19 protein-coding genes are annotated in these 20,246 nt (G+C 71.8%); 11 read left to right on the plus strand and 8 right to left on the minus strand.

Translation table 11 applies throughout. The features are described 5' to 3' along the window. The first annotated feature begins 109 nt into the window (after positions 1 to 109). Positions 110 to 922: an SCO2400 family protein gene (locus ACZ69M_RS02595; RefSeq protein ID WP_470046077.1), complete on the plus strand. Its 813-nt coding sequence runs from the start codon at positions 110 to 112 to the stop codon at positions 920 to 922. A 140-nt stretch (positions 923 to 1,062) separates the two neighbouring features. On the opposite strand, the gene ACZ69M_RS02600 is transcribed toward ACZ69M_RS02595, so the two are convergent. Continuing rightward, complete coding sequence (locus tag ACZ69M_RS02600; RefSeq protein ID WP_470046078.1) at positions 1,063 to 1,497, minus strand: MarR family winged helix-turn-helix transcriptional regulator; 435 nt, start codon at positions 1,495 to 1,497, stop codon at positions 1,063 to 1,065. A gap of 124 nt (positions 1,498 to 1,621) precedes the next feature. Between ACZ69M_RS02600 and ACZ69M_RS02605 the strand changes: the two genes are divergently transcribed. Next, complete coding sequence (locus ACZ69M_RS02605) at positions 1,622 to 2,641, plus strand: NADP-dependent oxidoreductase (protein ID WP_352045743.1); 1,020 nt, start codon at positions 1,622 to 1,624, stop codon at positions 2,639 to 2,641. 139 nt (positions 2,642 to 2,780) lie between these two features. Beyond that, entirely contained in the window at positions 2,781 to 3,200 is a 420-nt protein-coding gene (locus tag ACZ69M_RS02610) for an organic hydroperoxide resistance protein (protein ID WP_470046079.1), read from the plus strand. A gap of 85 nt (positions 3,201 to 3,285) precedes the next feature. Here the strand turns inward: ACZ69M_RS02610 and ACZ69M_RS02615 are convergent, their stop codons facing one another. Next, positions 3,286 to 5,859 (minus strand): M14 family zinc carboxypeptidase, encoded by a 2,574-nt coding sequence (locus ACZ69M_RS02615; RefSeq protein WP_470046080.1) that lies wholly within the window; start codon positions 5,857 to 5,859, stop codon positions 3,286 to 3,288. 255 nt (positions 5,860 to 6,114) lie between these two features. Here ACZ69M_RS02615 and ACZ69M_RS02620 point away from each other — a divergent pair, with 255 nt between their 5' ends. Together ACZ69M_RS02620 and ACZ69M_RS02625 are read left to right on the plus strand one after the other, a co-directional pair. Next, positions 6,115 to 6,987 (plus strand): hypothetical protein, encoded by an 873-nt coding sequence (locus ACZ69M_RS02620; RefSeq protein WP_470046081.1) that lies wholly within the window; start codon positions 6,115 to 6,117, stop codon positions 6,985 to 6,987. A gap of 158 nt (positions 6,988 to 7,145) precedes the next feature. Beyond that, positions 7,146 to 7,988 carry an EI24 domain-containing protein gene (locus ACZ69M_RS02625; RefSeq protein ID WP_470046082.1) on the plus strand — a complete coding sequence of 281 codons (843 nt, stop codon included), beginning with the start codon at positions 7,146 to 7,148 and terminating at the stop codon, positions 7,986 to 7,988. On the opposite strand, the gene ACZ69M_RS02630 is transcribed toward ACZ69M_RS02625, so the two are convergent. Together ACZ69M_RS02630 and ACZ69M_RS02635 are read right to left on the minus strand one after the other, a co-directional pair. After that, the gene (locus tag ACZ69M_RS02630) at positions 7,933 to 9,186 is read right to left on the minus strand and encodes a pyroglutamyl-peptidase I (protein WP_470046083.1); all 1,254 of its coding nucleotides are present in this window, start codon (positions 9,184 to 9,186) and stop codon (positions 7,933 to 7,935) included. The genes ACZ69M_RS02625 and ACZ69M_RS02630 overlap by 56 nt on opposite strands. 87 nt (positions 9,187 to 9,273) lie before the next feature. Continuing rightward, positions 9,274 to 10,206 carry a LysR family transcriptional regulator gene (locus ACZ69M_RS02635; RefSeq protein ID WP_470046084.1) on the minus strand — a complete coding sequence of 311 codons (933 nt, stop codon included), beginning with the start codon at positions 10,204 to 10,206 and terminating at the stop codon, positions 9,274 to 9,276. A gap of 49 nt (positions 10,207 to 10,255) precedes the next feature. Here ACZ69M_RS02635 and ACZ69M_RS02640 point away from each other — a divergent pair, with 49 nt between their 5' ends. The 3 genes from ACZ69M_RS02640 to ACZ69M_RS02650 are packed head-to-tail and all read left to right on the plus strand — an operon-like array spanning position 10,256 to position 11,842. After that, positions 10,256 to 11,068 carry an NAD(P)-dependent oxidoreductase gene (locus ACZ69M_RS02640; protein ID WP_470046085.1) on the plus strand — a complete coding sequence of 271 codons (813 nt, stop codon included), beginning with the start codon at positions 10,256 to 10,258 and terminating at the stop codon, positions 11,066 to 11,068. Positions 11,069 to 11,079: 11 nt separating this feature from the next. Next, positions 11,080 to 11,487 carry a RidA family protein gene (locus ACZ69M_RS02645; RefSeq protein ID WP_470046086.1) on the plus strand — a complete coding sequence of 136 codons (408 nt, stop codon included), beginning with the start codon at positions 11,080 to 11,082 and terminating at the stop codon, positions 11,485 to 11,487. 25 nt (positions 11,488 to 11,512) lie between these two features. Further along, entirely contained in the window at positions 11,513 to 11,842 is a 330-nt protein-coding gene (locus ACZ69M_RS02650; protein ID WP_470046087.1) for a YrdB family protein, read from the plus strand. A 45-nt stretch (positions 11,843 to 11,887) separates the two neighbouring features. On the opposite strand, the gene ACZ69M_RS02655 is transcribed toward ACZ69M_RS02650, so the two are convergent. Continuing rightward, positions 11,888 to 12,463: a TetR/AcrR family transcriptional regulator gene (locus tag ACZ69M_RS02655; RefSeq protein ID WP_095854879.1), complete on the minus strand. Its 576-nt coding sequence runs from the start codon at positions 12,461 to 12,463 to the stop codon at positions 11,888 to 11,890. 134 nt (positions 12,464 to 12,597) lie between these two features. Here ACZ69M_RS02655 and ACZ69M_RS02660 point away from each other — a divergent pair, with 134 nt between their 5' ends. Together ACZ69M_RS02660 and ACZ69M_RS02665 are read left to right on the plus strand one after the other, a co-directional pair. After that, complete coding sequence (locus ACZ69M_RS02660) at positions 12,598 to 15,084, plus strand: glycoside hydrolase family 3 protein (RefSeq protein WP_470046088.1); 2,487 nt, start codon at positions 12,598 to 12,600, stop codon at positions 15,082 to 15,084. A 126-nt stretch (positions 15,085 to 15,210) separates the two neighbouring features. After that, positions 15,211 to 16,047, plus strand: coding sequence for a hypothetical protein (locus ACZ69M_RS02665; RefSeq protein ID WP_470046089.1), 837 nt, complete (start codon positions 15,211 to 15,213; stop codon positions 16,045 to 16,047). Positions 16,048 to 16,068: 21 nt separating this feature from the next. Here ACZ69M_RS02665 and ACZ69M_RS02670 read toward each other — a convergent pair whose 3' ends face one another. Both ACZ69M_RS02670 and ACZ69M_RS02675 read right to left on the minus strand, forming a co-directional pair. Further along, positions 16,069 to 17,049 carry an aldose epimerase family protein gene (locus ACZ69M_RS02670; protein ID WP_470046090.1) on the minus strand — a complete coding sequence of 327 codons (981 nt, stop codon included), beginning with the start codon at positions 17,047 to 17,049 and terminating at the stop codon, positions 16,069 to 16,071. A gap of 37 nt (positions 17,050 to 17,086) precedes the next feature. After that, complete coding sequence (locus tag ACZ69M_RS02675; protein ID WP_470046091.1) at positions 17,087 to 17,989, minus strand: SGNH/GDSL hydrolase family protein; 903 nt, start codon at positions 17,987 to 17,989, stop codon at positions 17,087 to 17,089. A gap of 243 nt (positions 17,990 to 18,232) precedes the next feature. Here ACZ69M_RS02675 and ACZ69M_RS02680 point away from each other — a divergent pair, with 243 nt between their 5' ends. Beyond that, entirely contained in the window at positions 18,233 to 18,727 is a 495-nt protein-coding gene (locus ACZ69M_RS02680; protein WP_054231012.1) for a DUF3145 domain-containing protein, read from the plus strand. Positions 18,728 to 18,888: 161 nt separating this feature from the next. Here ACZ69M_RS02680 and fabF read toward each other — a convergent pair whose 3' ends face one another. Beyond that, entirely contained in the window at positions 18,889 to 20,160 is a 1,272-nt protein-coding gene (gene fabF / locus ACZ69M_RS02685; protein ID WP_054231011.1) for a beta-ketoacyl-ACP synthase II, read from the minus strand. Positions 20,161 to 20,246: the final 86 nt, after the last annotated feature.

Below are 20,246 nucleotides of genomic sequence, written 5' to 3' on the forward strand. Positions count from 1 at the left end.
GCGATGGTGCGAACGCGGTGCGGGGCGCGCCGGAACAGGCGGTTCCCTACATAACTTTCACAGCTGTGACTATGAACGTTACCTGTGAGGAACTTAGTCTTCCGGCGTCATGGACTACTGCGACCCGTGCCGACGGCACCTCAACGGCGCCCTTGCCTGCCCGGGGTGCGGCACCTCAGCCGAACAGCTCCGCACGCATGCGGACCAGACCGGCATGCGTGCAGGAACGGGCGCGGCGGCGGTCGACGCCGGTGTCGACTCGTTGTACGAGGGCGACAACGACGACGATGAAGACCCCGACGCCGACGAGGGCGACGACGGCGGGGGAGAGCGGTCAGGACGGGCCGACGCCCGGCGGCGCAACCGCGGGCGCGGGCGAGGCAGGGGCCCGGACTCGGAGGGGCCCGGCGGTGCGAGCCGGCGGGACCGGAAGGCCGCGGCGCATCGTCGTCGGCGGCGTCGGGTGCTGCTCGTCGCCGCGGGGTTCGTGCTGGCGGCGGGTGGACTGAGCCTCGCCGAACTCGGCATAGACGGGCCGGGGCTGTTGCCGAAGCCGGCCGCGGCCGGGGGCGAGTCGCCGGACGGGTCGGCCTCCTCGGACGCCGGGACGGCGCAGCCGATCACCGACGCGGGGGGTTCTTCCGGGGGCACGTCCACCGCGACGGCCTCTCCGGACGCGTCGGCTTCCCCCTCCGCCTCCAAGTCCGCCAAGGACGACAAGTCCAAGGACGACAAGAAGAAGGACACGCAGGAACAGTCGGCGACGACCGGTACGGGGGTGGTGCCGTCCGCGACGTCCGGCCACGGGTCCTCGACGCCGCCGAAGTCGTCCCCCACGCCGACGGCCGCGCCGACCTCGGCCGCGCCGTCGCCATCGCCTTCACCTTCGCGATGCAACCGTTTCCTGTGGTGGTGCACGTAGCGGGTTCCGTGGTTTCGCCGGCTGCGGGCCGGTGGGGGTTGCTGCGCAGTTCCCCGCGCCCCTGAAAGCTCGGGGCGAAGCCCCGTCCTGAGGGGCGCGGGGAACTGCGCAGCCGGCCCCCACCGGCCCGCAGCCGAAAACTACGGCGTGAGCATTCTCTGCAGGAGGTCCCGGAGGGACAGTCGCTCCTCGGTGGACAGGCCCGCCAGGGGCTCGCGGGCGAAGTTGAGGGCGTCGCGGAGGGAGCGCGCGACACGCCGGCCCTCCTCCGTCGCCACGGCCAGCTTCACGCGGCGGTCGGACGGGTCCGGGCGCCGCTCGACCAGGCCCCGCGCCTCCAGCCGGTCCACGATCCCGGTCACGTTCGACGGCTCGCACTTCAGCTTCTGGGCGAGTCGCCGCATGGGCAGGGGTTCGAGTGAGAGCAGGCTCAGGAGTCGCGCCTGGGCCCCGGTCAGCGCATGCTCGGCGGCAGCGTCCTCGTACTCCTCGTGATAGCGGGCCACGACCGTGCCGATGAGTTCCACGACCTCGAGGGTCAGCGGGTCGATACGGGTTGTTCTTTGCGTGGCCATGGGCTCCAGGTTACCGCGTTACTTGACATCATGAAATATTGAGGAGCATGGTTGTTTCAGGTACTGAAGTATTAGAGCCGTAGTCGCACGTACCCGTGCATGCACGTAGGAAAGGCACCCCCTCATGACCGAGACCCAGCTTCCCGCCGTCAATCGCGAATGGCACCTGGTCAGCCGCCCGGTCGGCTGGCCGAAGCCCGAGGACTTCGCCCTGGTCGAGGCCGAGGTCCCGCAGCCGGGGGAGGGCCAGGTCCTCGTACGGAACGCGTACGTGTCCGTCGACCCGTACATGCGCGGCCGCATGAGCGCCGCCAAGTCCTACGTCGCCCCCTTCGAGCTGGGCAAGGTCATGCAGGGCGGCGCGGTCGGTGAGGTCATCGCCTCCAACGCCGAGGGCATCGCGGTCGGCGACCACGTCCTGCACTTCTTCGGCTGGCGCGAATTCGCCGTCGTGGACGCCAAGCAGGCCGTCAAGGTGGACCCGCAGGCCGCGCCGCTGTCGACGTACCTCGGCGCTCTCGGCATGACCGGCCTCACCGCCTACGCGGGCCTCCTGCGCACCGCCTCCTTCAAGGAGGGCGACTCCGTGTTCGTCTCCGGCGCCGCCGGCGCGGTCGGCAGCCAGGTCGGGCAGATCGCCAAGCTCAAGGGTGCCTCGCGCGTCATCGGCTCCGCCGGCTCCGACGAGAAGGTCAAGCTGCTCGTCGAGGAGTACGGCTTCGACGCCGCCTTCAACTACAAGAACGGCCCGGTCAGCGAGCAGCTGCGCGCCGCCGCCCCCGACGGTGTCGACGTCTACTTCGACAACGTGGGCGGCGACCACCTGGAGGCGGCCATCGGCTCCCTCAACCGGGACGGCCGCATCGCCGTCTGCGGCATGATCTCCGTCTACAACAGCACCGAGCCCGTCCCCGGCCCGAAGAACCTCGCCCGCCTCATCCAGACCCGCGGCCGCATCGAGGGCTTCCTGGTCGGCGACCACTACGACCTGCAGGCGCAGTTCGTGCAGGAGGTCGGCGCCTGGGTCCGCTCGGGCGAGCTCAAGTACAGCGAGACGGTCGTCGAGGGCATCGAGAACAACGTGGAGGCGTTCTTCGGCGTCCTGCGCGGCGACAACGTCGGCAAGATGATCGTCAAGCTCTGACCCTCCCCGGTCCTCCGGTCCCCAGCTCCTCCGGCTCTCCGGAGAGGCTGTCGCCGGACTTTCGGTATGCGGTAACTTCTTTCCGAAACCGTCGCGATCGTGGGCGCGAGTCGCGGTGGACCAAGGAGGAACGCACCGTATGTCCATCCAGCAGACCGATGTCCTCTACACCGCCGTCGCCACCGCAGAGAACGGTCGCGACGGCCGGGTCGCCACCGACGACGGCAGGCTCGACGTCGTCGTGAACCCGCCCAAGGAGATGGGCGGTAGCGGCGCCGGGACCAATCCGGAGCAGCTCTTCGCCGCCGGGTACAGCGCCTGCTTCCAGGGCGCCCTCGGCGTCGTCGCCCGCCAGGAGAACGCCGACGTCTCCGGCTCGACCGTCACCGCGAAGGTCGGCATCGGCAAGAACGGGGACGGGTTCGGGATCATCGTGGAGATCTCCGCGACGATCCCGAACGTCGACGGGGCCACCGCACGGGACCTCCTCGAAAAGGCGCACCAGGTCTGCCCCTACTCGAAGGCGACCCGCGGCAACATCACCGTGACGCTCGTCTGACGGCGCTCGTTGTACACGGCGGAGGCCGCACCCTAGGACGTGGGGTGCGGCCTCCGCCCTGTCGCGTCAGACGGCCGGCAGTGTCCTACGAGACGGTCAGCAGCGCCCTTCCCACCTGCGCGAACTCCCCCTTCGGATGATCACGGAAGAGCGGCTCCGTACCGAAGAGCACGGCATGCGGACCGCTGACGACAGCGGCCTGGCCGCCGGCCGCCGTAGGCCCTCCCGTCCCGTCGGCCAGCGGGCGCCAGTGCCCGGAGACAAGCGGATCGCCCGGCGCGTACGCCTGCTCGACACGCACCCCGGGGCCGAGATCGGTGAACCAGACGGGCGCGTAGACGAAGCCGTGGCCGGGCGCGTTCGCGGTGAGCGGTCCGCCCGCATTCACCACCCGCACGACACCGTTGGCGTCACCGTTGCCCTCCACCGGCCGCACCGCCAGCAGCCCGGCCGCCGCGTTGAGCGCGGCTCCGACGGCTCCGCGGCCGACGAGACCGTGGGTGTGCAGGAAGGCGTCCAGCGCCGCCTGCGCGCTCGCGTTCAACCGGGCGTGGTCGAGCCCCGACGACACGAACAGCACGTCCACCGCGGACCAGTCGAAGCCCGCGTTCAGGACGTCCGTCGACACCGGCACCACGTCGAAGTTCATCTCCCGCAGCGCGAAGAGCTCACCCGGCGTGACGGCCGCGGCGACGCGGACGCGGCGCAGGGGTGTTCCCTGGCTGCCTCCGGTTGTCCTGGTCCGTCCGGTCGCGTCGAAGGCCACGTCGTACGTACGGGCGAGAGCGGCGGCCCGCGCCCGCGCCGACCCCGGCACGACGGCACTGCCGTCCGTGAGCTGCCGTACCGAAACCCCCTGTTCGAGAAGGGAGTTGAGGGCGGCGATCTCCTGCGGGGTGTCGAGACGCAGCCGCAGATCGCCACGCGGGGCGACGTACCCGACCCGTGCGGCGGCTTCGACCCGGCGGGCGGCCACGGCCGACAGCCCCCCGCTCCGTACGGGCACGATCGTCGCACCCCACAACCGGCCCAGACTCCAGCCCGAGATGTCGTACATCACCGACACCTTGTCACTGATGTCCCGCCCGTCGGCCAGCATCACATTGGCCAGACCGCGTTTGGGCTGGTGCAGATCGACGACGTACGAGCCCTTCGCGTACGACCGTCCGGCCAGCCGGAAGTCGCGGGTCGCGCGCGTGACGCGGACGTCATTGGCGAGGAGATGGCCGACGAGGCGGGCGGCTGCCGTCGCCGAACGCTGGGTGTCGCCCGCCGGGATCACGTAGGCACGCGGGAAGTCCGTCGTGTAGACGTCCTCGGGACCGATGCCCGGCACCCCCGGCACCGTTTCCGCCGAGACCGGCACCTGGGCCGCGCCCGTCGCGCCACGCCGGAAGACCTCGATCTGGTCGGCGATGATCGAGGCGCGGTGGGTCCGGGCGTAGGCGAGGGTCGCGCGCATGGCCGCGCCGGCCACGTCCACGTTGATGGCGGACCTGCGCCGGAGTTCGGCCACGGGCAGGGTGTCGTACTCCGAGTTGTTCACCGTCAGCGGGATCTCCACGGTGTGCGCGGCGACCGCGCCGTGGAACGCCTGGTACTGGGGCGTGAAGATCGGCGGCCAGTCGTCCCAGCCCTCCTGCTGGTCGCGGAAGGGGATCTGAGCGGGCTCGACACCGTCCTTCGCGGGGGTGTGGCCGAGGCCGTTGACGGCGGCCTCCATGCCGAGGGCGTTGGCGTAGGTGTTCTTGAGGAAGAGGTCGTACTCGTAGTTCTCGCCGTGCGGCGGGGTCGTCGGCTCGATCAGGGTGCCGTTGACGTACCCGTGCAGGTCGAGCATCACGGCCGGCTGCTTGCCGATGGCGATCTGGCGGATCGCGCGCGTCTCGGGCTGCGAGGCGGTGATGAAGTCCCGGTTCAGATCGAAGCCGTTGGCGTTGGCGCGGGTGCCCGCGATCCGGCCGTCCGGGTTCGCCGTGATGTTGAAGTAGAGGCGGCTGTGGGCGAGGAGGTCGGCCGTCTGCGCGTCCTTCGCGCTCGCGAGCCGCTCGATGAGCGCGAGGGAGGCGTCGGTGCCCTCCCACTCGTTGCCGTGGATGTTGTTGTCGAAGAAGACCGGCGTCTTGTACGACGCCTTGAGGGCCGGGTCCTTCGCCGCCGCCTGTGGCGCGTTCTCGATCAGCTCGCGCATCCGCTCCTGGCCGAGGGACTCGGAGGCGGACTCCGGGGCGGTGACGGTGACCAGATAGAGCCGGTGACCGCCGGCCGAGCGGCCCGCGACCTCCACGCTGACACGGTCGCCGAGCCGTTGGAGGGCGTTCAGTTTCGGGGCGATGGCGTGGTACGGGGTGAGGCCCAGCTTGATGGACTTGTCCGCCGGGTTCTCCGGGTCGGGGGAGAGGACCTGCTCACGCGGATAGCCACGGCGGGGGGCGGCGAGGCCGGCGTCGGACAGGTCGGTGACAGGGCTGGTGAGGGCGTTGCGGGCGGCGTTCGCCGGGGCTCTGGCGGCACCCGTGGGCTGGTCCGTCCCTTCACGGCCCGCCCCTTCACGGACAGGGGGTTCGCGGTCCGCGGTCGCGCTGTGCGGGGCGAGGAGAAGCGATCCGGTCGCGGCGGTGAGGACAGTGGCGATCAGGACGGGTCTCGGTAGGCGCACGCGTCGTACCTCCGGTGGGGGGCCTGAGATCTCGGTACGGGTCGGTAGGGCACGGGTCGGTAGGGCGAGGTGTACCTGTTCGACTCTTCCTCAACAAGAGGGCCTGGGCGCCACGGTGGCCCCCCTGCACGCCGTGGATGCCACGGATGGGGCATCGCCGACGGGCCGAAGGGGGCATGCTGAGGCCATAAGACGCCGTAGGGGGCCAGCGGACGGGTCCATGTGGCGAGGTGCCGTGCGTGGCGAGGAGGGCTCATGTCCCCGATTCCGTCGCTCCCCAGCATCCCCAGCAGGGATGACGTGCTGCGCATGGCGCGCAGCACGACCGACATCACCGGCCAACTCCTCGACACGGCCGGGAACATCACCAGAATCGCCCTCAACACCTTCGACCCCCGGGACGGGTCGGGGGCGGAGGCGCTGCGTGTGCTCCGGGAGACGACGGCGGAGCTGGCGGAGGCGAGTGCGTCTCCGCAGGCGCAGGAGGCGTTCTACCGGATCGTGGACACGCTGACGCGGCTCGGGACGACCGGGGCGCCGCTCGCGGTGCATCCCGTGAGCCGGCCCGCGCAGGCGTTGCTGGCCGCGCTGGGGGACAGTCTGCTGCCGATCCTCGACGCGGTGGAGCCCGCGGTGCAGGAGGCGGCGGACGCGCTGGGGGACCTGCTGGAGGCGGGGTCGCCGTTGGTGCCCGCGGTGGCCGGGGTGGCGGCGGGGGCGTTGCTCGCCTTGACGCCGGTGATACGGGCGGCGGCGGATGTGCTGCGTGACTCGTCGCCCGAACTCCGGCGTATCGCCGACGCGTTGACTTCGGCGCTGGCTCCGTTGCTGCCGCTTCAGGTGGCGCTGGCCGAGCGGGCGGCCGCGGCAGGGGTGGGGGTGGTCCGGGCCGTGCTGCCGCCGCTCGCCGACCTCACGGAGGCGGCGGCGGCCACGACGGACGCGGTCCGGCCGGTGCTGATCGCCGGCGAGGAGTTCCTCGTCTCCGGCCTCGAACACCTACAGCCCCTGCTCCTGGCGTCGGCGTCACGGACGGGGCGGGTGGCTCGGGCGGTGGCGGTACGGGTGTCCGCGGCGGTGTCGCCTGCGGCGGAGCGGGGGCTCGTGGTGGCGGTGACTCCGCCCTAGCCATGTCTCCGCATTCCCCGGGGCTACGGCCCGTATTCCCCGGCTGACCGGATTCGTTCGGCTGCGGGTGGGCGGGGGCTGCTCGCGCAGTTCCCCGTGCCCCTGAAGACCTCGGGGTGTCCGGCGTCCGAGGCCGACGCCCCGGTAAAGTTCTGGTCATGCGTGATCTCGGGGCGGGGTTCGGTTACCTCATACAGGGCCAGCGATGGGTGGCACGGCACGGAAAGCAGTACGGGTTCGGACTGCTGCCGGGCCTGATCACCCTCGTGCTGTACGCGGCAGCGCTCGTCACCCTCGCCCTGTACGGCGAGGACTTCGTCACCTGGTCCACCCCCTTCGCCGATGACTGGTCCAGCCCCTGGCTGGGCCTCTTCCGCGGCTTCCTCACCGCCGTACTCTTCGCCCTCGCCCTCCTCCTCGCCGTCCTCACCTTCACCGCCGTCACCCTCCTCGTCGGCCAGCCCTTCTACGAGTCCCTCTCGGAGAAGGTCGACAGGGACGTCTCCCCGGACGGCACGGCCCCGGAGTCCGGCCTCCCGCTCTGGCGCGAGCTGTGGATCTCCGCGCGGGACAGCCTCCGCATCCTCGTGCGGGCCGCCGTCTGGGGCGTCCTCCTCTTCGCCCTCGGCTTCGTCCCGTTCGTCGGCCAGACCGTCGTCCCCGTGATCGGCTTCTTCGTCACCGGCTTCTTCCTCACGGAGGAGCTGACCGCGGTCGCCCTCCAGCGCCGGGGCGTCGACCTCCGCGACCGCCTCACCCTGCTCCGCTCCCGCAAGACGCTGGTCTGGGGCTTCGGCACCCCGCTGGGCCTCGCCTTCCTGGTCCCGTTCGTCGCCGTCTTCCTGATGCCGGGCGCGGTCGCGGGCGCCACCCTGATGGCGCGCGACCTGCTGGACGAGGAAACGGGCGAGCCGGACGACGACCACGACAACACGGCCCTCGCCGCTAGCGCCCCGACCCCCCGACAGCCACCGTCACGATCGCCCGCACCTCGGCGATGATGTCCAGCCGGTTCTGAACGAACTCGGGGTCCGTGACCGCCCCCGTCGCCGGGTCCGTGTTGCCCGTCCCGAACTGCAGTACGGGCGTGTGGACATGCCCGCCGGGCAGCCTGTCGTGCAGGCCGAGGCGGTCGCGCAGCAGCGTCGCGCGGTAGGCGATCTCGTTGGAGAGGTAGTCCCCGCCGCCCCCGGCGCGCGCCGTCGAACCCGGGGTCGGCCCGTCGGGGCGTACGACCGGATCGGTGCCGCCCGCCGGGATCTCGGTCACCGAGGTGTGGTCGTACACGGGGAAGCGTCCCGTGACCGCGGCCACGATCCGCGCGTACGGGAGCGTCGTCGACGTCCACTGCGGCTGCGAGGCCGGGTCGGTGACGGGGATCGTCTCGGTGCGGGAGACGTTCTCGTTGTCCGGGAAGCCGCCCCGCCAGGCCCCGTTGGTCCGCTCCACGTCGAAACGGCCGACGCGGCCCTGGCTCACCGTGGTGAACAGATCCACGCGCGGGAGCTGGCGGCGCAGCGTCCGCTCCACCGTGCCCTGGGCGAAGTCCTGCCAGCGGACCGGGAACACGGCGGTCTCGATGCGCGCCGGGCCGTCCGCGGTCTGGATCGTCGTGCCGTCCAGGGCGAGGGCGGTGGCCCCGGACGGGTTGGAGATCCGGACGTCACGGTCCAGCGTGAAGGGGTCGAACCCGGTGAGCAGGATCCGCTTCACGCCCTTGGCGCGCGGATAGCGGATGGCGTTCTCACCACGTGAGTTCTCCTCCAACTCGGCCAGCAGACTGGCGCGTTGCGCGTCCGTGAGGCCGAACTCCGGCTCCCACTGCCGCACTTCGCGCGTCATGCCCAGCCGCGCCCAGTACAGCGGCCGGTCGTCGTCCCGGCTCAGGTCGCCGCCCGCCGGGCCCCGCCCCTGCGCCCGGTCGACGGCCCGCTGCCACAGCCGAGCCCCCTGCCGTACGACGACACGCTCTGCCTGCCCGAACGAGGCCGCCCGCTCCAGCGCCCGCGCGAACCCGGGGGCCACCGTGTCGAATCCGGAGCGCCGCAGGATCTCCTGAGGGGCGGCCTGGCCGAGGCGCTGTTCCTCGACGGTGACGGGGGCCGGTGCTGCCGCCGACGCGGTGGGAGCCGCGGCCAGGCCGCCCACCAGGGCCAGTCCGAGTACGCCTGCACCGAGCCGAACGCGTATGTAGGTCAAGGGAGTTCATGCCTTCCGTCGCCGTGGGGTGCTGCCGGACGGCCGCAGTATCGCGTGACGGAGGGGATGTACGCCATGAGGTGTGGCTCAGGTGGGCAGGTGGGTCGCGGCCTCCCGCAGTGCCCCCAGGAACGCCCGCGCCGCCGCTCCCGGTGACCGGCCCCGCACCGTCGCCGCGTACACCGCCCGTGCGGGCGCCTCCTCGTCGCGCACCGCGAGCAGCGCGATGTCCGGGCGTACGGACTCGGCGGCGAGCGCCGGGACCAGGGCCACCCCGAGCCCGGCGGCGACGTACCCCTGCTTGGCCGTCCACTCGGCCACGACATGCGCGACGCGCGGCCGGAAGCCGTGCCGCAGGGCCGCGTCCAGCAGGGTGCCCTCGGGGCGGGCGGAGCCGGATATCCAGTCGGCGTCGGCGAGTTGGGGAAGGCGGACGGAGGACTCGGCGGCGAGCGGATGGTCGGCGGGGACGGCGACGTACAGGGACTCGTCGAGGAGGTGGTGCAGGGTGTACGGGTCCAGCGGGGCGCGGCCCGTCGTGGAGACGATCGCCAGGTCGAGGCCGCCCGCGGAGAGCCGCTCCAGGAGTACGGGCGTCAGGCCCTCCTCGCGGGTGAGCCGCACCCCTGGATGGCGCACGCGGAACGCGGCGATGGCGCGCGGTACCAGCGCGGCGTCGGCCGTGGCGAACGCGCCGAAGCGCAGCCTGCCGCCCGCGGCCCGCCGCAGCGCGGCCAGTTCGCGGTTCGCGCCGTGCAGCCGCTCGACCACCGCCTCGGCGTACGGCACGAGGACCCGCCCGGCCTCCGTCAGCCGTACACCCCGGGGCAGCCGGTCGAAGAGCGGGGCTCCGCCGAGCGCCGACTCCAGCGAGGCGATCTGCCGGGACACCGCGGACTGCGTCCAGCCGAGGGTCCGCGCGGCCACCGTGAACGAACCGTGCCGGGCGACCTCCAGGAAGACCCGCAGCCAGGTGCTGGAGAGGTCGGGTACGGCATGCGGGTTGAGCATGAGAGCCATGCTAGACATTCGCTTGTCGCATCACGTGGGCCCGCCTAGCGTCGAAGGCATGGAAAAGATCGCATTCCTCGGGCTCGGGCACATGGGCGCCGCGATGGCGCGCCGGCTTGTCGCCGCGGGATTCCCGACGACCGTCTGGAACCGCACCGCAGACAAGGCCGAGCCGCTGGTCACCGAGGGCGCCACCCTCGCCGCGTCCCCGGCCGAGGCCGTGCGGCACGCGGACGTGGTGATCACCATGCTCGCCAACCCGGCCGCGCTCGACGCGGTCGCGGACGCCATCGTGCCGGAGCTGCGCCCGGGTACCACCTGGGTGGAGATGTCGACCGTCGGGCCCGACGTGGTCGAGGAACTCGCCGCCCGGCTCGGCGAAGGCGTGACGTTCGTCGACGCGCCCGTGGCGGGCAGCACCGACAAAGCGGCCGCCGGGCAGCTCGGCATCCTCGCGGGCGGCGAGCTGACGGGCGTCGGGCATGTGCTCGTCCATCTCGGCACCGTCACCCGGACCGGCCCGCTGGGCTCCGGCGCCGCGCTCAAACTCGTCGTCAACACGGCCGTGCTCGGCGGGGTCGCCCTCGTCGCCGAGGCCATGGCTCTCGCGGACAAGCTCGGCATCGACGAGAAGGCGGCGCGCGCCGCGCTCGCGAACGGCCCGCTCGGCGGCGCCGTCGGCCGCGCCTTCGCCGAGGACGTGCACTTCGCCACCGCGCTCGCCGCCAAGGACATCGCCCTCGCCACGAAGGTCGCCGAACTCCCTGTACTCGAAGCGGTGTTGGAGCAGTACAAGCGCGCCGCTGCCGATTCCGCCGTCGCCGGCGCGGACATCGCGAAGGCCGTCGAACACATCCGCCGCTCCGCCTGAAAGGGCCTCCCATGCAGATCACGCTCGACAACCCGCCCTCGGCGCCGGGGCCCGCCAACGGCTACTACTCCCAGGTCGCCCGGGTCGAACTGCCGGGCGCGGGAGCCCTGTTGTACCTCTCCGGACAGGTCGCGGACGGCGCCGACCTCACCGAACAGAGCCGCGGGGTCTTCGAGACCATCGACGCGCTGCTGGGGGCGCACGGGGCGGGCCTGTCGGACATCATCAACATCCGGACGTATCTGACGGACATCACCCAACTCCCCGCCTACGGTGCCGTACGCGCCCAGTACCTCACCGGTGCCCCGCCCACCAGCATGACCTTCGAGGTCTCCCGCCTCTTCAAGCCGGAGGCCCTGATAGAGATCGAGGTCGTGGCCGCCGTACCGGCCCCGCGTGACGGACCCGGGCCGGAGTGATCCCTTCCGGGTGATACTGCCGCCCATGAAGGCAGCGAACCTGGGCGTCCTCTTCCTCGTCGAACTCGGCGCCCTCGCGGCCGTCGGGTACTGGGGGTTCACCCGCGCCGCGGCGACGCCGTTGACCTGGCTCCTCGGCCTGGGCGCCCCGGCCGTACTCATCACGCTGTGGGCGCTGTTCGGCTCGCAGAAGGCTTCGTACAAGACGCGCGGCGCGGTCCGCGTCGGTTTCGAACTGCTCTGGTTCGGGGCCGGCGTGGCCGCGCTGGCCGTCGCCGGGGCCTACGGGTGGGCGATCGCGTTCGCCGCCGTGTGCGCGGTGAGCAAGACGCTGGCCGTGATCTGGCACCAATAGCGCGGCCAGGGGCGCAGGCGGTGGCGGGGGCGGTGGTGGTCGGGTTCAGTCCTCGCCGAGCAGCGCGAGGAAGTCCCGGAACGCGCCCGGCATGTCCACCGACTCCGGGTCCAGAAGCCACTGGAACTGGAGGCCGTCCATCACCGCCACCAGCAGCGGAGCGGTGCGCTCGGGCGTGAGCCCGTTCGGCAGCCGCTCCCCGTACTCGGCGCGCAGCACCGCCGCCATGCTCGCGCGCACCCGCGCGTACCGCTCGGTGAAGTACTCGCGCGCCGGGTGTCCCTCGGTGACGCTCTCGCCGAGCAGCGCCGAGAACGTCTGGATGATCCCGGGCCGCATGGCGTTGTACTCGACCAGTGAGGCGAGCAGGTCGACCCGCCACTGGGTGTCGGGCACGGCGTCCCACTGGTCCCGCTCCTTGAGCACCGCGACGAGCAGCGCGTCCTTCGTCGGGAAGTAGTGCAGCAGCCCCTGCTGGGTCAGCCCCACGCGTTCCGCGACCGACGCCATGCTCGCGCCCCGGTAGCCGCGCTCGGCGATCACCTCCAGGGCCGCCCGGACGATCTCGGCGCGCCGCTCCTCGCTTCTGGCCCTGGTGCTCATGGCGTCACCGTACGGCATGCCCGAGCATGAGATATAACGAAGAGGTCACGAAACCTACTGCTCTACAGGTGCCGGATGCAGGATGGACACGCAGAGCGGATTCACGGGCTCACGGATGCACGGATTCACGGACTCAATGAGGAGGCACCGCGATGGCGGGAACGCGCACACCGGCCGACGAGGCCCGCGAGGCGGTCGTCGAGGAGGCCCTCGGCAAGCTGGACCTGGACGCGAAGACGAGGCTGCTCGCCGGGCAGGACATGTGGTCGCTGCCCGCACTGCCCGAGATCGGCCTCAAGTCCCTCGTCATGTCCGACGGCCCGATCGGCGTACGCGGTGTCCACTGGACCGCCGACGACCCGTCGATCGCGCTCCCCTCGCCGACCGCGCTCGCCGCCACCTGGGACCCGGCCCTCGCCCGCCGGGCGGGCACCCTGCTCGCCCAGGAGGCCCGCCGCAAGCACGTCCACGTCCTCCTCGCGCCCACCGTCAACCTGCACCGCTCCCCGCTCGGCGGCCGCCACTTCGAGGCGTACAGCGAGGACCCGTACCTGACCGGCGAGATCGGCTCCGGCTATGTCCAGGGCGTCCAGTCGGGCGGCGTCGGCACCACCGTCAAGCACTTCGTCGCCAACGACGCCGAGACCGACCGCTTCACGGTGAACAACCTGCTCTCCGAACGCGCCCTGCGCGAGCTGTACCTGGCCCCGTTCGAGGCCATCGTCGCCAACGCCCACCCCTGGGGCATCATGACCGCCTACAACACGGTCAACGGCACCACGATGACCGAGCACCACCACCTCGTGAACGAGATCCTGCGCGACGAGTGGGGCTTCGACGGCTTCAACGTCTCCGACTGGACCGCCGCCCGCGCCACGGTCGGCGCCATCGAGGGCGGTCTCGACGTCGCCATGCCCGGCCCCCGGACCGTGTACGGGGAGGCGCTCTCCGCCGCCGTCCGCGCGGGCGAGGTGAAGGAGGCCAAGGTCGACGCGGCCGTCCGCAACGTCCTGAGGCTCGCCGCCCGCGTCGGCATCCTGGAGGGCGCCGAGCCGGTCGTCACCGAACCGCCCGCGACGGTGGACGGCGAGGCCCTGGCCCGCGAGATCGCCCGCCGCTCCTTCGTCCTCGTGCGCAACCAAGGGGCTCTTCCGCTCGGGGGAGGGCGCGGCGAAGGGCAGAAGGTCGCCCTGATCGGCGCCGCCGCCCGCGACGCCCGCGTCCTCGGCGGCGGCTCCGCCACCGTCTTCCCCTCCCGGGTCGTCTCGCCCCTCGACGGCCTCACCGCCGCCCTCCCCGAGGACAGCCTCACGTACGCCGTCGGCGCCGACCCGAACGAGGAACTCGCCTTCGCCGACAGGGGGTTCACCCTGCGGGCCGTCTGCCGCGACCGGGACGGCGCGGTCATCGGCACCGGCTCGGCCCCGGGCGGCCAGATCCAGTGGATGGGTGACGACCTCCCCGAGGGCGTCACCCACGCCACCCTCCACAGCGTCGAACTGACCGGCACCTTCACCCCGCGCGAGAGCGGCACCCACACCTTCGGCATCAAGGGCCTCGGCGCGTTCACGCTCACCGTCGACGGCACGGTCCACTTCGACGACATCCAGCGCAGCACGAAGGACGACCCCTTCGAGGCGTTCTTCGGCGCCCCCGTCGAGCGAGCCCAGGTGGATCTCGTCGCCGGTGAGACGTACGAGGTGGCGCTGTGGCACGTCATCGTCGTCCCCGAGGGCGCGCCGCTGAGGATGGTCGGCTTCGCGCTCGCCCACCTGGACCCGCGCCGCGACCCCGACGAACTCATCGCCGAGGCCGTCGCAGCCGCCCGCGCCGCCGACACCGCCGTCGTCGTGGTCGCCACCACCGACCGCGTCGAGTCGGAGGGCTTCGACCGTAAGGACCTCCGGCTGCCCGGCCGACAGGACGAGTTGGTGCACGCCGTCGCCGCCGCCAACCCGAACACCGTCGTGGTCGTCAACGCCGGCTCCCCGGTCGAGCTGCCGTGGCGCGAGGAGGTCGCGGCCGTGCTGCTCAGCTGGTTCCCCGGCCAGGAGGGCGGCGCCGCCCTCGCCGACGTCCTCACGGGCGCCCACGAGCCCGGCGGCCGGCTGCCCACCACCTGGGGCTCCCGCACGGCCGCCCCGGTCACCCAGGTGGTCCCGGCCGACGGTGAACTCCCTTACACCGAGGGCGTGTTCATCGGCTACCGCGCCTGGGAGAAGGAGGGCAGGACCCCCTCGTACGCCTTCGGACACGGCCTCGGCTACACCGACTGGACGTACGAGTCGATCGAGCTCGGCGGTGAAGGCGGTGCCGGTTCGGGTGCCGGTGCCGGTTCGGGTACGACGGTCACGGTCCGCGTCCGCAACTCCGGTGCGCGGGCCGGGCGCGAGGTCGTCCAGGTCTATCTGGCGCCCGTCGAGGCCGACGCCGAGCGTCCGGCCCGGTGGCTCGCCGCCTTCGCGGGCGTCGAGGCGGGCCCCGGCGAGAGCGTGGACGTCGTCCTCGTACTCCCGCGCCGGGCCTTCGAGGTCTGGGACGAGAGCACCGGAGCCTGGGCGTTTGTGAAGGGTTCGTACGAGGTTGCTGCGGGTCGCTCCATCGTCGACCGTCGGGTCGCGGCGACGATTAACGTCTGACGCGGGACGCGTCCACCCCGAGCAGCCCCGGTCCGGAACCTGACATCCGGATCGGGGCTCGTCGGTTCTCGGCCATCTGTGGCAGACTCGCGGGCCGGAACACGCCGGTTCGGGGGAGAACAACGCATGTACCCAGGTCAGCAGCCAGGCCCGTACCCACCGCAGGGGCCGTATCAGGGGCAGCAGCCTTACTACCCGCCTCCGCAGCAGGTCCCGTACCCGCCTCAGTACCAGCAGCGGCCCCAGGTCCCCCAACAGCACCTGGGCGAGGGCGAGATGCGGCTGGACCCCCACCTCACCCCCGACCAGCGACAGCTGGTGGTGCGCATCCAGCAGCAGGCGAAGACGTACGCGTACGGCTTCGTCCTCGGCATCCCGCTGACCTTCGGAGGCGCCCACTACGGCATCACGCGGACACCGATCGGCTTCGCGGCCACGGCCGTCGGACTCGCCGCCGTGGCCGTCGGCCTCTTCGCCATGACACGGATGCGGGCCCTCAAGCAGCAGCTGCGCCTGATCACCCCGGACGCCTGGCGCTCCCCGGCCGCGCATCTGCCGGGCGCCCGCAAGGCCGCCACCCTCGCCGCGTACCTCAACGGCGTACTCGCCCTGCTGTCCCTCGGCGCCGCGGGCTATCTGCTCTACAAGGGCGCCGGATGGGGCGCGTACGGCAACTCCTTCGGCTTCGGGGCCCTGGTGCTCGGCGCGTTCATCCCGCTCGGCATGGGCATCGCCGCCGCCACGACGATCCCGCAGCTGCTGCGGGTGATCCCGGCCGGTGCCAAGGTAGGCCGGAGCCTGTACTCGATCATCATGGTGCTGGCCACCACCGTGCTCGTGGAGGGGATCAAGGGCAAGTCCCCGCTCCCCGCGCTGATCGGCGCCGTGGTGGTCGCGGTCTGCCTCGGCGCGATGACCCTGCTGGGCAGGGCCACCAAGCGGATGCGCGGCGAGAGCGTCTGACGGCCGGTCGCCGGTCGTCGGCTACTGGCCGCGGACGCCGAACCCGTACACGGTCTGCGACCGGTACACCCCGCCCGGCCGCAGCTCCGTGCTCGGGAACTCGGGACGGTTGGGGGAGTCGGGGAAGTGCTGGGTCTCCAGCGCGACGCCGTCCCCGGGGGCGAAGGGGTCGCTCAGGTGCTCCGCGGTGTACAGCTGGAGCCCGGGCTCGGTGGTCGCGACCGTCAGCGTCCGCCCGGAGGACGGGTCGTGCAGCTCGGCGACCTCGACGGCGGTCTCCGTGAGCCCCTTGTCGAGGACGAGGTTGTGGTCGTAGCCGGCGCCGACCTTCCGCGCCGTACGGAAGTCGAACCGCGTCCCGTCGACGGCGTCCAGCGCCCCGGTCGGGATCAGACCGGCGTCCACCGGAGTCAACCGCGAGGCGTCCAGCCAAAGTTCGTGGCCGCCGGCGTTGCCCGAACCGGCCAGGTTCCAGTACGTGTGGTTCGTCAGGTTCACCACGGTCGGCGCGTCCGTGACCGCCTCGTACGCGATCCCCAGCGCGCCCGCCTCGTCCAGCGTGTACGTCGCCGAGACCTCCAGACGGCCCGGGAAGCCCTCCTCGCCGTGCGGGGAGACCCGGGTCAGGCGCAGCCCGTGATCGACCGGCTCCGCGTCCCACACCCGCTTGTCGAAGCCGCGCTCCCCGCCGTGCAGGGAGTTGGGCGGGTTGTTCGGCGCCAGGTGATAGGTGAGGCCGTCGAGGAGGAAGCGGCCCCCGGCGATCCGGTTCGCGTACCGCCCGACCAGCGCCCCGAAGTACGGCCCCGTGTGCGTCAGATAGCCGTCGAGGTCGGAGAACCCCAGCACCACGTCCGCGCGCGCCCCGTCCCGGTCCGGGACCTCGACAGACTGGACGATCCCGCCGTACGTCAGGATCCGCACCCGCACCCCGGCGCGCTCCAGCGTCCAGCGGTGGACCGGGGTGCCGTCGGGAAGGGGGCCGAAGAATTCGCTGTGCATGATCGAAAGCCTAGGCCAAGGATCTGAACGACAGGCCCTAGCTCACCGGCTTCGTCGCCGTCACCACCCGATAGGCCATCTCCGCGAGCCGCGCCTGCCCGTCCCTGCTCGGGTGGAACCAGTCCCAGTGGCTCAGCTGGTCCGTGCCGAAGCGGTAGTCGAAGACCGCGCCCCCGTCGAAGCGGCAGTGCTGGTCCTTGGCGCACACTTCCTTCAGGACCTGGTTGTACGCCTCCACCCGGTCCTGCACCGTCGTGCGCCGCCGCATCGACGCCGTGGTCAGGGAGTCCGCGTCGCTCAGCATCGAGGGGCAGATACCCAGCTTCCAGATCTGCTTGCCGAGCGGGTTGCTCCGCCCCTCGGACCACAGCCGCTTCAGATCCGGCACGCTCGACACATACACCTGGGTCTTGGGCAGCGCCTCGCGCAGGGTGTCCAGGGCGTCCTCGAACTCGGAGCGGAACTCGGCGACGGGGGTCATCGCCGACACCGACGAACGGCAGGCGTCGTTGGCGCCCGCCATCACGGTCACCAGCTCCGGCTTCTTCGTGACGGCCTGTGCCATCTGGTCGGGGAGATCCTCCATCCGGGCACCGGTCACCGCGTAGTTCCAGCTGCGCTCGGCGGCCCCGGCCTGCCCGAGCAGCCGTACGGCGAGGCTCTTGACCTTCGTGTCGCTGCCGGTCGCCCAGGACACCTCCGGACAGTCGGACAGCACGGTGCACGCGTCGAAGCCGCGGGTGATGGAGTCCCCGACGGCGGCCATCGACGTCGGGCTGCGGTCCCAGGTGGGGGTCGGCTTCGGGAATGCCTTGGCCGTCGTGCCCCCGGGCGCCGGGGAGTTGTCACCGACGGCGTCGCAGCCGGCGACGGCGACGCCCAGGAGAGCCGCCGACGCGAGGGCGAGGGCGGCCCGAGAACGGTGACTCCTGTGACGCATCCCCTGGTCCCCTCGTTCGTCAAGCACGATTGCTCAGCACCCATCCGACACGGTTGGCCGACACCCCGCAGTACACGACCGGTCGCACCGCGTCCCCTTGGGTGAAACCTCAATGTTTCTGGGCGCTGGGACCGACGGTACGTCACACTCCTTGCGCCGCCGCACGGTAGCCTCGCCACGTGGCCGCCCTGCCACTGCCTTTCCGCTAAGTTACAAGATGTCTCGCTCTGTCCGGAGGCCCCAGTGACGACACGTGGAGTTCTCTACGTGCACTCCGCGCCCCGCGCGCTGTGCCCGCACGTCGAGTGGGCGGTCGCGGGCGTGCTCGGTACCCGCGTCAACCTCGACTGGATCCGGCAGCCCGCCTCGCCGGGCACCTGGAGATCCGAGTTCTCCTGGAAGGGCGAGGTGGGCACCGCCTCCAAGCTGGCCTCCGCGCTGCGCGGCTGGCAGATGCTGCGCTTCGAGGTCACCGCGGAGCCCTGCCCCACGGCCGAGGGCGAGCGCTACAGCTGCACCCCCGAACTGGGCATCTTCCACGCCGTCACCGGAATCCACGGCGACATCCTGATCCCCGAGGACCGCCTGCGCGCCGCCCTCCTGCGCTCCCAGCGCGGCGAGAGCGACCTGGAGTCCGACCTCGCCAAACTCCTGGGCAAGCCCTGGGACGACGAGCTGGAACCCTTCCGCTACGCGGGAGAGGGCGCCCCGGTCCGCTGGCTGCACCAGGTGGTATAGACAGGCGCCCACGGGAGCGCCCTTCAGGGGCGCGGGGAACTGCGCGACCAGCCCGGAACAACCCGCAGTCGGCAGCCAACAGACAACAAACGGCGTGTGGCCCGGACTCCCTCAAGAAGGGGCCCGGGCCACACGCCGGTTCAGTACACCTACGGCCGAATTCAGATCGTACGGAACGCCAGCACCACGTTGTGCCCACCGAACCCGAACGAGTCGTTCAGGGCGGCGATGCGGCCCTCGACAGGCAGCTTGCGAGCCTCCCCGCGCACGATGTCGGCGTTCGCCTCGGCCTCGGGGTCGAGGTTCTCGACGTTGATGGTCGGCGGAGCGATCCGGTTGTACAGCGCCAGCACCGACGCCACCGACTCCACGCCCCCCGCGCCACCGAGGAGATGACCGGTCATCGACTTGGTGGCGGAGACCGCCATGTGGTCGGCGTCGTCACCGAAGACCTTGCGCAGCGCCTTCAGTTCCGCCACGTCACCGGCGGGCGTCGACGTCGCGTGCGCGTTCACGTGCACGATCTCTGCCGGGTCCAGGTCGGTGTTGTCGAGCAGGTTCTGCAGGGCGTGGGAGATGCCACGACCCTCCGGCTCCGGCTGCACGATGTCGTGGCCGTCGGCGGAGATGCCCTGGCCGACCGCTTCCGCGTACACCCGGGCCCCGCGCTTGGCGGCGTGCTCGGCGGACTCCAGGACGAGGACGCCGGCGCCCTCACCGAGGACGAAGCCGTCACGGGCGACGTCGTAGGGGCGCGAGGCGCCCTGCGGGTCGTCGTTGTTCTTGGACATCGCCATCATGTTGCCGAACGCGGCGATGGGCAGCGGGTGGATCGCCGCCTCCGTACCACCGGCGACGACGACGTCGGCGCGCCCGGTGCGGATCATCTCGATGGCGTAGCCGATGGCCTCGGCGCCCGAGGCGCAGGCGGAGACGGGGGTGTGCACGCCGGCGCGGGCGCCGACGAGCAGGCCCACGTTGGCGGACGGGCCGTTCGGCATGAGCATGGGAACGGTGTGCGGGGAGACGCGGCGGACGCCCTTCTCCTTCAGCACGTCGTACTGGTCGAGCAGCGTCGTCACGCCACCGATGCCGGAGGCGATGACGGTGCCGAGCCGGTCCGGGTCGACGGAGGCGTCGTCGCCGGCCTTGTCGGTGAAACCGGCGTCGGCCCAGGCTTCCTTGGCGGCGATCAGGGCGAACTGCGCCGAGCGGTCGAGACGGCGGGCCTGCGGGCGGGGGATGACCTCGCCCGGCTCCACGGCGATCTGCGCCGCGATACGGACCGCCTGGTCGGCGGCCCAGTCCTGCTCCAGGGCGCGGACACCGGACTTGCCGGCGACGAGGCCCTCCCAGGTAGAGGCTGCGTCGCCACCCAGCGGTGTGGTTGCGCCGATACCGGTGACGACCACGGTGCGATTGGTCGAGCTCACGGGAATTCTTTCTCCAAATACGAGGATTCAGCGGCGCCACCGCCGGGTGGCGGGGCAACGGACTGATCGGTGGACCGGGCCGGGCG

The sequence above is a fragment of the Streptomyces sp. NPDC107454 genome (assembly GCF_055582885.1).

Bases quoted from the DNA above. Each gene is read 5' to 3' on its own strand.
- ACZ69M_RS02635 (WP_470046084.1), bottom strand. From the start codon at position 10,206: ATGGCTCTCATGCTCAACCCGCATGCCGTACCCGACCTCTCCAGCACC.
- ACZ69M_RS02605 (WP_352045743.1), top strand. From the start codon at position 1,622: ATGACCGAGACCCAGCTTCCCGCCGTCAATCGCGAATGGCACCTGGTC.
- ACZ69M_RS02640 (WP_470046085.1), top strand. From the start codon at position 10,256: ATGGAAAAGATCGCATTCCTCGGGCTCGGGCACATGGGCGCCGCGATG.
- ACZ69M_RS02645 (WP_470046086.1), top strand. From the start codon at position 11,080: ATGCAGATCACGCTCGACAACCCGCCCTCGGCGCCGGGGCCCGCCAAC.
- ACZ69M_RS02610 (WP_470046079.1), top strand. From the start codon at position 2,781: ATGTCCATCCAGCAGACCGATGTCCTCTACACCGCCGTCGCCACCGCA.
- ACZ69M_RS02595 (WP_470046077.1), top strand. From the start codon at position 110: ATGGACTACTGCGACCCGTGCCGACGGCACCTCAACGGCGCCCTTGCC.
- ACZ69M_RS02655 (WP_095854879.1), bottom strand. From the start codon at position 12,463: ATGCCGTACGGTGACGCCATGAGCACCAGGGCCAGAAGCGAGGAGCGG.
- ACZ69M_RS02665 (WP_470046089.1), top strand. From the start codon at position 15,211: ATGTACCCAGGTCAGCAGCCAGGCCCGTACCCACCGCAGGGGCCGTAT.
- ACZ69M_RS02670 (WP_470046090.1), bottom strand. From the start codon at position 17,049: ATGCACAGCGAATTCTTCGGCCCCCTTCCCGACGGCACCCCGGTCCAC.
- ACZ69M_RS02625 (WP_470046082.1), top strand. From the start codon at position 7,146: ATGCGTGATCTCGGGGCGGGGTTCGGTTACCTCATACAGGGCCAGCGA.
- ACZ69M_RS02620 (WP_470046081.1), top strand. From the start codon at position 6,115: ATGTCCCCGATTCCGTCGCTCCCCAGCATCCCCAGCAGGGATGACGTG.
- ACZ69M_RS02650 (WP_470046087.1), top strand. From the start codon at position 11,513: ATGAAGGCAGCGAACCTGGGCGTCCTCTTCCTCGTCGAACTCGGCGCC.
- ACZ69M_RS02660 (WP_470046088.1), top strand. From the start codon at position 12,598: ATGGCGGGAACGCGCACACCGGCCGACGAGGCCCGCGAGGCGGTCGTC.
- ACZ69M_RS02600 (WP_470046078.1), bottom strand. From the start codon at position 1,497: ATGGCCACGCAAAGAACAACCCGTATCGACCCGCTGACCCTCGAGGTC.
- ACZ69M_RS02675 (WP_470046091.1), bottom strand. From the start codon at position 17,989: ATGCGTCACAGGAGTCACCGTTCTCGGGCCGCCCTCGCCCTCGCGTCG.